This is a genomic window from Pseudomonas sp. RGB (genome assembly GCF_007713445.1).
Lineage (GTDB): Bacteria > Pseudomonadota > Gammaproteobacteria > Pseudomonadales > Pseudomonadaceae > Aquipseudomonas.
This window is the reverse complement of the sequence record NZ_VMSH01000037.1, coordinates 1-12,383: the sequence shown is the minus strand read 5'-3', so window position 1 is coordinate 12,383 and position 12,383 is coordinate 1. Positions and strand designations below refer to the sequence as shown.

Here is a 12,383-nt window from a genome sequence, read left to right as displayed (position 1 = left end):
GTGACCCGCCGTAAGGGCGGAACCCCAAAGCGGCCATCACCCAAATAACGGATATACCCCCAGCAAACCACCCCTACACCGGCAGGGTTATGCCAAACGTATTTCCCCCACCCTCACTGCGCACAAACACATCCCCGCCGTGCATCAAAGCGATCGCCTTCACAATCGCCAACCCCAGCCCATGATTCGCCCCGCTGTTGCTGCGCGACGCATCCACCCGATAAAACCGCTCGAACAGCCGTGGCAAATGCTCACTGGCAATCGCATCCCCAGGGTTGGTCACCCCAATCGCCACTTGATGTTCCTGCACCTGAATATCCACCTCGATAACCTGCCCCGCCGCGGTGTGCTGCACGGCATTACTGAGCAGATTAATCAACGCGCGGCGCAAGTGAGCTTTCTCGATCTGCACCAACGCATCGCCACGCACCCGCACTTGAACCTGGGCGTCTTCGAGGATGAAATCCAGGTAGTCGAGCGTGGTCGCCACTTCATCCGCCAGGGAGCTTTCGATCAGCTTGGTGGCCTTGCTGCCCTGGTCCGCACTGGCGAGAAACAGCATGTCATTGATGATCGAACGCAGCCGCTCCAACTCTTCAAGATTGGATTGCAGCACCTCGAAATAATGCTCGGCCGAACGCCCGCGCGTCAGCGCCACCTGCGTTTGGCCGATCAGGTTGGTCAGCGGCGAGCGCAGCTCATGGGCCACATCGGCATTAAACGATTCCAGGCGCGAATAAGCCTGTTCCACCCGATCCAGCGTGGAGTTGAATGAATTGACGAACTGGCTCAGCTCCGGCGGCAACGGCGACAGTTGCAAGCGCCCCGAGAGCTTGGGCGGCGCAAGCTTCTGCGCTTCATCCGAGAGTTTGCCCAACGGCTTGAGGCCGATGCGCGACACCCAGAACCCCAACAGCGCCGCCAGCACCACGCCGACAAACGCCAGGCCGATCAACGCCACCAGCAACTGGTGCTGAGTCGCGCGGAAGTTTTCAGTGTCGATGGCGATCATAAAGCGCAGCGGCGGGCGCTGTTCTTTCGCCGCGAACTGGCTCACCAACACCTTGAACGGGTACTCGCGCCCCGGTAGGCGCAAGTCGCGCTTACCGGTCGGCCCTGCGGCGAACGCGCGGATCTGCGCATCCGGGTTGCCGTACTCGTAGTTCGGATCGCTGCTCACCACCCAGAAGCGGATGCGCTTATCTTCCTCACCGAGCAATTTCAGTTTGGCGGTGATTTTCGCCCAGTGGTCCGGCGTGCCAAAGCGGTTCACCGAGGATTCGAGCACGCTGTAGCGCGCATCCAGCTCGGCGCCCGGCAACAACCCAAGGCCGCGGTCCACTTGCTGGTACAGCGCGCCGCCGATCAACACGAAGATCAGCAGCGCCACCAGCGTGAACATGCCGCTCAGGCGCAGGGCGATGGAGTTAGCCGACACTGCGGTTCTCCAGCACATACCCCATGCCGCGAATGGTGTGCAGCAGTTTGTGCTCGAACGGCCCGTCGAGCTTGGCGCGCAGGCGCTTGATCGCCACTTCGACGACGTTGGCATCGCTGTCGAAATTGATGTCCCAGACCATCTCGGCAATTGCCGTTTTCGAGAGGATTTGACCCTGGCGCCGCGCCAACACGCTGAGCAGCGAGAACTCCTTGGCGGTCAAGTCCAGGCGCAGGCCGTTGCGGCTGGCCTTGCGGCTGATCAAATCGATCCACAAGTCAGCGACGGTGACCTGCACCGGCTCATGCCCGCCGCTGCGGCGGGTTAGCGCTTGCAGGCGCGCCACCAGTTCGAGGAACGAAAACGGTTTGCCCAAATAGTCGTCGGCGCCTTCACGCAAGCCGCGAATGCGGTCTTCCACGCGCTCGCGGGCGGTGAGCATGATCACCGGCGTTTGCTTGCGCGCCCGCAGTGCGCGCAACACGCCGAAGCCGTCGAGGCCGGGCAGCATCACGTCGAGCACGATCACCGCGTAATCGTTTTCCAGCGCCAGGTGCAAGCCCTCGACGCCTTCACGCGCCACATCGACGGTGTAGCCCTGTTCCGTCAGACCGCGGTGCAAGTAGTCCGCGGTTTTTTCTTCATCTTCAATAATCAGGACGCGCATGACCCCGCCTTTAGTGTGTGGTCGCCAGCGCCAGCGCTGGTTTGGGCCTGTGGAAAAACTTCTCAAGGTACAAGTATATGACCGGCGTGGTGAACAGCGTCAGCGCCTGGCTCACCAGCAAGCCGCCGACCACCGCGATGCCCAGCGGCTGGCGCAACTCCGCGCCCGGGCCGGAGCCGAGCATCAGCGGCACCGCGCCGAGCAAGGCGGCGAGGGTGGTCATGATGATCGGCCGGAACCGCGTGACGCAGGCTTCATAAATCGCCTCCTCGGGCGGCAGCCCGCGCACGCGCTGGGCGTCCAGGGCAAAGTCGATCATCAGGATGCCATTCTTCTTCACGATACCGATCAGCAACACCAGGCCGATCAGGGCCATGATCGAAAAGTCCTGGCCCAGCAGCCACAGCATGATCAGCGCGCCCAAGCCCGCTGAAGGCAAGGTCGAGATGATCGTCAGCGGGTGCACGAAACTCTCGTACAACACACCCAGAATAATGTAGACCGCCACCAGCGCCGCGAGGATCAGCCAGGGCTGGCTGGCCAGCGAACTCTGGAACGCCTGGGCCGCGCCCTGGAACGTGCCGATCATGGTGGACGGCATGCCGATTTCGTTCTTGGCCTGGTTAAGCATGATCACCGCATCGCCCAACGCCACGCCAGGCGCCAGGTTGAACGACAGGTTGGCGGCCGGGAACATGCCGTCATGGCTGATCGACAAGGGCCCCACGGTGGGCGGGTCGACCTTGGCCAGCGCCGACAGTGGCACCATCTCGTTGGTCAGCGGCGAGCGCAGGTAGAAGTAGTTCAGGCTCTCGGCCTTGCCGCGTTGCTGGGTGTCGAGTTCCAGCACCACCTGGTACTGGTTGATTTCGGTCTGGAACTCGTTGATCTGGCGCTGACCGAAGGCGTCATACAGCGCCTGGTCGACATCGGTGGCGGTCAGGCCGAAGCGCGCGGCGGCCTGGCGGTCGATGCTGATGTGGGTGATGCTGCCGCCCAGTTGCAGGTCGTTGGACAGGTCGCGAAAGGCCGGGTTGGCGCGCAGCTTTTCAGTCAGGCGCTGGGTCCAGGTGTTCAGCGTCGGGCCGTCGTTGCTCTTGAGCACGTATTGGTACTGGGCGCGGCTCGGGCCGGAGCTTAAGTTGATGTCCTGACCGGCGCGCAGGTACAGCACGATGCCCGGCACCTTGGCCAGTTTGGGGCGGATGCGGTCGATGAACTGGCTGGCGGACACATCGCGATCACCGCGGTCTTTCAAGGCGATCCAGAAGCGGCCGTTGGCGATGGTCTGGTTGCTGCCGGTCACGCCCACCGAGTGGGAAAACGCTTCCACCGCCGGGTCGGCCTTGACGATCTCGGCCAGGGCTTTGTGCTTGGCGACCATGTCCGGGTACGACACGTCGGCCGCGGCCTCGCTGGTGCCGAGCACGAAGCCGGTGTCCTGCACCGGGAAGAAACCCTTGGGGATAAAGATGTAGCCGACCACGGCCAGGGCCAGGGTCACCATGAAGATCGCCGCCATCGTGCGTTGATGGTCCAGCGCGCGACGCAGGTTGCGCGCGTAGCCGGCCAGCAGGCGTTCGCTGAAACCGGGCTTGTCGTGGGCGTGATGGGCGGGTGCGCGCATGAACAGCGCGGCCAGCGTCGGCGCCAGCGTCAGTGACACCACCACCGAAATCAGGATGGTCGAGGTGGCCGTCAGTGCAAACTCCTTGAACAGCCGTCCGATCACGCCGCCCATGAACAGCAGCGGAATAAACGCCGCCACCAGCGAGAAGCTGATGGACACCACCGTAAAGCCAATCTCGCCGGAACCCTTGATCGCCGCTTCGCGTTTATCGAGGCCCGCCTCCAGGTGGCGGTGAATGTTCTCCACCACCACGATGGCGTCGTCCACCACAAAGCCCACGGCGATTACGATCGCCACCAGCGTGAGGTTGTTCAGGCTGAAACCCAGTACATACATCAGCGCAAAACTGGCGATCAGCGACACGCCGAGCACGCTGGACACAATCATCGTCGCCGACAATTGACGCAGGAACAGCGCCATCACCGCCACCACCAGCAAGATGGCAATCAGCAACGTCACTTCCACTTCATGCAACGAGGCGCGAATCGTCTTGGTGCGGTCGGTCAACACGCTGACCTGCACCGAGGCCGGCAACATGCCTTCCAGGCGCGGCAGCTCGGCTTGAATGCGGTCCACGGTTTCGACAATGTTGGCGCCGGGCTGGCGCGAAATCACCAGGTTCACGCCGGGCGTGTCGCCCGACCAGGCCTGTACGTAGGCGTTTTCCGAACCGTTGATGACTTTGGCGATATCACGCAGTTGAACCGGTGCGCCGTTCTTGTAGGAAACAATCAACTGGCCGTATTCATCCGGGTGAAACAGCTGGTCGTTGGTCGACAGGGTCGACACGCTGTTCTCACCGTAAATCGCGCCCTTGGCCAGGTTCAAGCTCGATTGCTGAATGGCCAGACGCACGTCGGCGAGGGTCAGGCCAATCGCCGCGAGTTTGTCGGGCGAAGCCTGTACGCGAATCGCCGGGCGCTGCTGGCCGGTGATGTTGATCTGGCCGACGCCGTCGATCTGGCTGATCTGACGGGCCAGCAAGGTCTCTACGTAATCGCTGAGTTCGGTGCTGGGCATGCTGTCGGAACTGACGCTGAGAATCAGCACCGGGCTGTCCGCCGGGTTGACCTTCTTCCAGGTCGGCAGGCTTGGCATATCGCTGGGCAGCTTGCCGGAGGCGGTGTTGATCGCCGCTTGCACTTCCTGCGCGGCGGTATCGATGCTTTTGTTCAAGGTGAATTGCAGCGTCAGCAGGCTGGAGCCCAAGGCGCTGCTGGAGGTCATTTGCGTCATGCCGGGGATGGCGCTGAATTGCACCTCCAGCGGGGTGGCCACCGACGATGCCATGGTGTCCGGGCTGGCGCCGGGCAACTGCGCGGTGACTTGGATCGTCGGAAATTCCGCTTCCGGCAGTGGGGCGACGGCCAAGCGCGGGAAGGCAATCAACCCCAACAGCACCAAGGCGAAGGTCAACAGCAGGGTGGCGACCGGGTGGTCGACGCACCAGGCCGACGGCGAACGGCTGCCGCTCATGGCTGCACCTTGGCGTCTACCGTCTGGATGGCTTGTGGCGGCTCCTTGAGCACCTCGACCTGGGCGCCGGCCTTGAGCCGCGACTGGCCGTCGCTGACCAATACATCCCCGGCCTGCACGCCCTTGATGATGTTCACGTCGCTGTCCTGATAGGCGATTTGCACCGGCACAATCTCGACCTTGTCACCGTTGACCCGGTACACGAAATGCGCATCCAGGCCGCGCTGCACCACGGTCGGCGGCACCACCAGGGCGTTCTTGTCGAGGGCGGTCTGGATCTTGATGGTCACCAGTTGCCCCGGCCACAGGCGCTGCGAAGCATTCTTGAACTCGGCCTTGGCGCGCAGCGTGCCGGTGGTGGAGCTGATCTGGTTGTCGATCAGGCTCAGATGGCCTTCACCCAGCAAGTCGCCGGTCTGCCCGTCGGTGTCGGCGCCCATGTAGGCATCGACGCTGGCTTGAGTCGGCGATGCGATCAGGCCTTGCAGGGTCGGCAGCATTTGTTGCGGCAGTGAGAACTCCACCGCAATCGGGTCGATTTGCGTCACGGAAAACAAGCCCTGGGTATCGCTCATGCGCAGGAAGTTGCCTTCATCCACTGTGCGAATGCCGACGCGACCTGTCACCGGAGAGCGAATCTGGGTGTAGGAAAGCTGTACCTGAGCGGAGTCGATGGCAGCCTGGTTGCCTTGCGCCGTGGCTTTGAGCTGGTTGACCAAGGCTTGTTGCTGGTCGTAGGTCTGCTTCGACACGCCGTCGTCGATGCTCAATTCCTTGTAGCGCTTGAGGTTGACCAGCGCGACTTGCAGTTGCGCCTGGCTTTCCCCCAATTGCGCCTTGGCCTGGTCGAGACTCGCGCGGATCGAGCGGTCATCGATGGTGGCGAGCAGGTCGCCGGTTTTGACCAGTTGGCCTTCCTTGACCAACAACTTGGTGAGGATGCCGTCGATTTGCGGGCGGATCACCACGCTGTGCAACGACAGCACCGAGCCGATGCCGCTGACAAAGCGGGGAATGTCCTGTTGCACGACGCTCACCACCCGCACCGGGATTGCGCTCGGCGCCGCCAGTTTGGTCTTGGCGGGCCGGGTCACGGCCCAGGCTGCAATCGCCACTACCACGAGGACACCCACGGTCAGGGCGGTTTTTCGTTGAATGTGCATGGGGTGAGGCGCCGGGGCAAAGGGGTGGGAAAGTTAAGATGCTTTCTTTATAGCCCGCCGACCCGGTCAGCACGGTGACTGCTAACTGACAGCGCTGTCAGTAAAGGCAGACCATTCGTACAGGCGGTGGTTAAAGATCCGGGGCGCGCAGGTATACTGCGCGCCAGCGCGGCCCGCAAGCCGGCCGCCGCCTCATTTTCTGCATGCCCCGGAGCTTCCATGACTTCCCCGACACAATCCCCTGTTGAAGCGGCCGACCTCGTCGATCCGGCCAGCGCTGAAAGCGTTGAAAAAGCCGAGATCCCGGCGTTCAAGTTTCCGTTCAAGCCGGGTGAACTGGCCGGGGCCAAGAATGCGGCCCAGCCTTGGTACAAAAATGGCGCCAAAAACGGCCATACCAAGTCGCCAGGTATGGCACCGCCGGGCACTCGTCGTTCGATGGGTAAACGCTGAGAGTAATCGGTCACCTATTTGTCGGCATTGCCTTACATCGCTCGCTGACGTTTCTGATTGCAGGTGCACGACCGTTTCTTGAAAGCTTGCACAGCATTTGCTTCGCCCAGGTGGATGGCGCCGGGGCGTGGTGAGGCTGGACTTTCCGGAAAAGGACGTACCTTGTGGTTTCGATACGTGTCTGTGTTGCGCCTGCCTTATCCCTGCTGGTCGCTGTTTTCTGCACGCCTGCAACAGCTGACGAACCACGGCGCGAGATCCGTTTCGCGGTCGCCGCGCAATTCCCGCCGTTCCAAAGCCGCAACCAGCACGATCAACTGGTGGGGCTCAATATCGACCTGGGAAACGCGTTGTGCCAGCAACTCGGTGTGCGTTGTACCTGGGTTGATCAGGTCCTGATGGAGAGTTTTCCTGCGCTTGAGGGCCGACGGTTCGATGCGATCATGGGCATGGCGCCCACCTCCAGGCGGCGCCAATGGGTGAACTTCACGGATACGCTGTACCCGTTCACCACCCGGCTGGTAGGGCGCAAGACCTCCGGCCTGATGCCGACGCTGCAGTCGCTCAGGGGCAAGCGGGTCGGCGTGCTGCTGGGGAGCAACCGCGAAGCCTTTGCTCGAATCAAGTGGGCGCCAGCGGGCGTCATCATCAAGAGTTTCTGGCTCAATGACGAATTGACGCGCAGCCTGGTGGCCGGCCATATCGATGCGACGCTGCAAGGCACGGTGGAAATCCGCACGGCACTGCTCGACACCGCGCAGGGTCAGGATTTCGACTTCCTGGGTCCTGTTGTGTCGGCCGAACTGCTGGGTGACGGCGCGGCCATCGCGGTGCGCAAACCGGACACCGCCTTGCGCCAGGACCTCAACCGTGCGCTTGAACAACTGCGCCAGAGCGGTGAATACCAGCGCATCGTGCAGCCCTACAATCTGAACGAGCCGCCTTCCGACCAGTGATGGCTGATTAATTGCGCGGAACATGAGCGGGATCAGTGTTCGCCCCATGGGCGCGCTTAGCGTCGACGACCTGCCGACTCCTCCAATAATTACGAGCGCGCTTATGCCACGCAGGTGACCCGGGAAGGGGCGACGGTGGAGTATCAGTCAGTGCGCACCAAGCCGGACCCGCGCGCGATTGATCGCTGACACAGCGCACCCAGCAATCGACCAATGAAGTCCAGCGCGTGATCAACACCCTGCAAGGCGCAGTCCGCGATGCGGTGCAAGCCGTGGCACACAGCAGAGCCAATGCAGCTCAGGCGACGTGGCGGCGCTGGCGCAAGATTTACGTCTGCTTGCGCAGGCGTTCTGGGGCCAACGGCGCTGACGCCAAAAAGCGTCTAGGCTGAATTTGGGAATTCTCCTATGAAACAAACAGGCGTGTCGTAGTTAAAGACCAGTCAGTGCTTGTTAGAACGTCGGGTGCGTTCGGGCCGTGAGTGATAGAGCACGGACGTCTCACACCACTTTTGAACAGGACAGGTCTATGACTACGGCAAAAAGAATATTGGCGCTGGCGCTGATAATGTTGGCCGGGAGCGGATGCGCGGTGGCTCCCCCTCCCGTAAACCCGTGGAGTGAAATTCGCTTCGGGGTCGAGGCGGATGTCCCGCCGTTTGAATATCGCAATGAGCAAGGCGAACTCCTCGGGTTGGATATCGAGCTGGGCAACGCCTTATGTGCTGAGCTCAACGCGCGCTGCGTGTGGGTCGATCAGCCTTATGCAACCAACCTTGCGGCGCTCCAGGCCGGGCGTTTTGACGCCATCATGCCGATGACCGCGACGCCGCCACGGCGCGAAACAGTCGACTTCACCCATCCGCTCTATGCCCTCGAAAGCCGATTGGTCGCGCCCACAGGTTCCAGCCTTTTGCCAACGCCCGGTGCGCTCAGAGGCAAACGCGTGGGCGTACTGACGGGCACCAGTCGAGCCGCTTTTGCGCTGGCACGGTGGGCGCCTCAAGGCGTGCATGTACGTCAATTCAACCTCAATGCCGAGCTGATCAAGGCCTTGAAGGCTGGTGAGTTGGACGCGACCTTGCAAGACACGGTTGAAATCACCCAGGCGTTGCTGAACACCCCTCAAGGCAAAGCGTTTGCCTTCGCGGGGCCGGTGATCAATGACGAGTTGTTGGGCAGCGGCCCGGCCATAGCGGTGCGCAAAACCGACCCGCAATTGACCGCGGCGTTGAACACGGCGCTGCAGCGCTTGAAGGACAGTGGCAAGTACGCGGCCATTACCCAGCCTTATCTGGCACCGGCTCCGGCTGAATCCGCAGCGGCCCGGATGATTTACACACCGGCGCAAGGTGGTTTTCCTTACTCGGAGGTGGTGCAGGTTGGGCACACCCTGTATCTCGCCGGCGTGTTGGGCCTGGATGAAAAGGGCAAGCTGGTGCGCGGAGGCATTCGCGCAGAAACCGCCCAAGCCCTGGAAAACTTGCGTGGCACGCTCAAGACAAAAGCCTTGGCGATGGACAGGGTAGCCAAATGCACGGTGATTCTTGCCGATGTCAAAGATTTCGCGGCAATGAACGAGGTGTACGCCAGTTATTTCCCCGCAGGCCGGCTTCCTGCCCGAACCACCTTTGCGGCAGGCAAGCTGCTGTTGAATGCGCGGATCGAAATCGAGTGTATCGCCAGCCTGTAAGCCCTCGCAGGCTGCGGGCCTGAGACGCCCGCAAGGAAATAAACGCGTAGTTGGCCGGCACCTGGGTGGCGATCCTGGCGCCGGCATCCAGTAGATGTTGCAGCGGTTGTCTTCGTCAAGGTTCCTGCAGCGCCCGGCGTCGTAGGCGGCAAAGGTGATCGCCACAAACGCCTCGGTATTGCCTCTATGCACTGTTCTGGCTCTTGCGAAGCAAGTCATGCGCCAGTGCCTGTCAGTCCTCGGGCACCCGGTCGCGCAGCACAAAAACCATGCCCGCGCTTTCATACAGTTGTCGGGCGCGCAGGTTGCTTTCGCGCACCTTGAGGTCGACGTAGGGTTCGCCACGTTGCTTGAACACCTGAAAACTGTGCAGCAACAACGCGCGGCCCAGCCCCTGGCCTTGGGCGCAGGGATGCACGGAAAGGTTCTTGATAAACGCGCTGGTCCAGCACTGGGCTACACCGAGGATGCCCTCGGCGTTACTGGCCACCAGGCACAGCGTCGGGTCGAACTCGGCATCGGTGACGAACTGCTGGCGCCATTGCTCCAGGCCGGCGACACGGCCGCCGCCCTGGTCCTGGGTCATGCGCAGCACCGCATGAATCGCCGGGGCCAGTTCATCACGGTAATGGCCCAGCCGAGTATCGGCCGGCCACTGCGGGGCGGGCAGGCTGCCGGTCAGGTCGCGACGCAACAGGTGGAAGTATTGCGTCACCGGTTACAAGCCCTTTTGCGCCACGGTCTGGGCGGCAACCACCAGGCACTTGGTCAGTTCGGGCGAAGAGAACTTGGTCAGCACCGCGTCGGCACCGGCCAGGCGGGCCTTTTCGCTGTTCATCGCGCTGTCCAAAGAAGTGTGCAGCAGCACGTAAAGCTCCTGGAAATCCGGGGTTTCGCGCAGCGTACGGGTGAGGGCGTAACCGTCCATTTCGGACATTTCGATATCCGAAACCACCACGTTGATCTGCTCGGCCGTGCCTTGCAGCTCCAGCAGCACGTCGATGGCCTCCTTGGCGCTGCGTGCGGTGTGGCAAGTCAAACCGAGATTGCGCAGGGTGTGCACCGATTGCTGCAGGGCGACCTGGCTGTCATCCACCACCAGAATCCGCGCATTGCCGAGTACTTCGGCCTCTTCCATGGTCAGGTCGGTGGGCGCCGCTTCAACCGGTGCCGGGGCGATGCCGTGGATGACCTTTTCGATATCCAGCACCTGCACCAGCCCGCCTTCGACCTGGGTAACCCCGGTGATAAACGAGCGGTTGCCACCGGAGCCATACGGCGGCGGACGAATGTCGGTGGTCAGGCAATGCACGATCTTGCTCACTGCCTGCACATGCAAGCCCTGCTTGGAACGGCTGACGTCAGTGACGATCAGGCAGCCGCCGTTCGGGTCTTGCAGGGGCATTTCGCCCAGCGCGCGGCTCAGGTCGATCACCGACAGCGACGCACCGCGCAGCGTGGCGATGCCTTTGACGTGAGGGTGAGACTCCGGCAGCTTGGTCAGCGGTGGGCAAGGGATGATTTCGCTGACTTTCAGCAGGTTGATCGCCATCAGCTTGCCGCTGCGCAAGGTAAAGAGCAGAAGCGAGAGTGAATCTGCGCGGGCTTTGGTGGTGGACATAAAAACCTTCTGTGGATCAGGAATGACGATCTATAGAGGGTTATCGACTCGGGCGCGCCAGGCTTTAACCGGATTTATGCAGGGCTGGCATGTGTGGGAGCGAGCAAGCCCGCTCCCACAGGGGGGATGTGTCAGCCCTTCCAGACCTGTGGGTTCACCAAGTCCTGTGGGCGCTGGCCCAGCAAGGCGCTGCGCAGGTTGTCCAGGGCGCGGTTGGCCATGGCTTCGCGGGTTTCGTGGGTGGCCGAGCCGATGTGCGGCAGGGTTACGGCGTTGCTCAGTTGGAACAGCGGCGACTCGGCCAGCGGCTCCTGCTCATACACATCCAGGCCGGCACCCCGAATCTTCTGGGTTTGCAGGGCGTCGATCAGCGCCGGCTCGTCCACCACCGGGCCACGGGAAATATTGATCAGGATCGCGCTGGATTTCATCAGGCCCAACTCGCGGGTGCTGATCAGGTGGCGGGTCTTGTCGCTCAATGGCACCACCAGGCAGACGAAGTCCGACTCGGCCAGCAATTGGTCGAGGCTGCAGAACTGGGCGCCCAATTCCTGTTCCAGCGCGGTCTTGCGGCTGTTGCCGCTGTACAGGATCGGCATATTGAAGCCCAGGCGTCCACGCCGGGCCACGGCGGCGCCGATGTTGCCCATGCCGACGATGCCGAGGGTTTTGCCGTGTACATCGCAACCGAACAGTGGCGCGCCGACGCTGGCTTTCCACTGGCCGGCCTTGGTCCAGGCATCCAGTTCGGCCACGCGGCGTGCGCTGCTCATCAGCAGGGCGAAGGCCAGGTCGGCGGTGCTTTCGGTGAGTACGTCGGGGGTGTTGGTGAGCATGATTCCGCGCTCGTTGAAGTAGGGCACGTCGTAGTTGTCGTAGCCTACTGACACGCTGGAGACCACCTCCAGCTTGCTTGCGCCTTCGAGCTGAGCGCGGCCGAGCTTGCGGCCTACGCCGATCAAACCGTGGGCGTGGGGCAGGGCCTCGTTGAATTGAGCGTTGATGTCGCCCAGCTTGGGGTTGGGGGCGATGACCTCGAAATCCTGTTGCAGGCGTTCGATCATTTCCGGGGTGACACGGCTGAAGGCGAGGACGGTCTTTTTCATTGCAGGCGGGCTCATCGACTACGGAAGAATGCCAAGCACGCTAACATTCTTGGGGGGGATTGGGGGGAGCTTTTTGGTGCTGTTTGGTGGGGGGTGAGTACATATCCGTTGCTGCGGTAACGGCGACTTAGGGTTCCGCTCTTACAGCGGGTCACTTTTGGCAAACGCCCGGAATGCCGG

10 protein-coding genes and 1 pseudogene are annotated in these 12,383 nt (G+C 62.1%); 3 read left to right on the top strand and 8 right to left on the bottom strand.

The window, feature by feature from the left end:
- Positions 1 to 73 precede the first annotated feature (73 nt).
- Genes FPT15_RS29655 through FPT15_RS29640 form a run of 4 tightly spaced genes read right to left on the bottom strand, consistent with a single transcriptional unit; the run spans position 74 to position 6,374 of the window.
- A complete protein-coding gene (locus tag FPT15_RS29655) occupies positions 74 to 1,438 on the bottom strand; it encodes a heavy metal sensor histidine kinase (protein ID WP_145166232.1) in 1,365 nt (454 codons plus the stop codon).
- Positions 1,428 to 2,105 (bottom strand): heavy metal response regulator transcription factor, encoded by a 678-nt coding sequence (locus FPT15_RS29650; protein ID WP_145166231.1) that lies wholly within the window; start codon positions 2,103 to 2,105, stop codon positions 1,428 to 1,430. The genes FPT15_RS29655 and FPT15_RS29650 overlap by 11 nt, the downstream gene beginning before the upstream one ends.
- A gap of 10 nt (positions 2,106 to 2,115) precedes the next feature.
- Positions 2,116 to 5,211 (bottom strand): multidrug efflux RND transporter permease subunit, encoded by a 3,096-nt coding sequence (locus tag FPT15_RS29645; protein WP_145166230.1) that lies wholly within the window; start codon positions 5,209 to 5,211, stop codon positions 2,116 to 2,118.
- Positions 5,208 to 6,374 (bottom strand): efflux RND transporter periplasmic adaptor subunit, encoded by a 1,167-nt coding sequence (locus FPT15_RS29640; protein WP_145166229.1) that lies wholly within the window; start codon positions 6,372 to 6,374, stop codon positions 5,208 to 5,210. The genes FPT15_RS29645 and FPT15_RS29640 overlap by 4 nt, the downstream gene beginning before the upstream one ends.
- 219 nt (positions 6,375 to 6,593) lie before the next feature.
- On the opposite strand from FPT15_RS29640, the gene FPT15_RS29635 reads away from it, so the two are divergent.
- The 3 genes from FPT15_RS29635 to FPT15_RS29620 all read left to right on the top strand — a co-directional run bounded on the left by FPT15_RS29635 (position 6,594) and on the right by FPT15_RS29620 (position 9,476).
- Complete coding sequence (locus FPT15_RS29635; protein WP_106579552.1) at positions 6,594 to 6,827, top strand: hypothetical protein; 234 nt, start codon at positions 6,594 to 6,596, stop codon at positions 6,825 to 6,827.
- A gap of 164 nt (positions 6,828 to 6,991) precedes the next feature.
- Positions 6,992 to 7,783: a transporter substrate-binding domain-containing protein gene (locus FPT15_RS29630; protein ID WP_145166228.1), complete on the top strand. Its 792-nt coding sequence runs from the start codon at positions 6,992 to 6,994 to the stop codon at positions 7,781 to 7,783.
- Positions 7,784 to 8,312: 529 nt separating this feature from the next.
- Positions 8,313 to 9,476 (top strand): transporter substrate-binding domain-containing protein, encoded by a 1,164-nt coding sequence (locus FPT15_RS29620; protein ID WP_145166227.1) that lies wholly within the window; start codon positions 8,313 to 8,315, stop codon positions 9,474 to 9,476.
- Between the two features lie 90 nt (positions 9,477 to 9,566).
- On the opposite strand, the pseudogene FPT15_RS29615 reads toward FPT15_RS29620, so the two are convergent.
- The 4 genes and pseudogenes from FPT15_RS29615 to FPT15_RS29600 form a co-directional block, all read right to left on the bottom strand.
- Positions 9,567 to 9,662, bottom strand: a pseudogene (locus FPT15_RS29615) (YkgJ family cysteine cluster protein); the annotation flags it as partial.
- 46 nt (positions 9,663 to 9,708) lie between these two features.
- A complete protein-coding gene (locus tag FPT15_RS29610) occupies positions 9,709 to 10,191 on the bottom strand; it encodes an N-acetyltransferase (RefSeq protein ID WP_145166226.1) in 483 nt (160 codons plus the stop codon).
- A 3-nt stretch (positions 10,192 to 10,194) separates the two neighbouring features.
- Entirely contained in the window at positions 10,195 to 11,097 is a 903-nt protein-coding gene (locus FPT15_RS29605; protein WP_145166225.1) for a chemotaxis protein CheV, read from the bottom strand.
- Between the two features lie 131 nt (positions 11,098 to 11,228).
- Entirely contained in the window at positions 11,229 to 12,203 is a 975-nt protein-coding gene (locus FPT15_RS29600) for a D-glycerate dehydrogenase (RefSeq protein WP_145166224.1), read from the bottom strand.
- Positions 12,204 to 12,383: the final 180 nt, after the last annotated feature.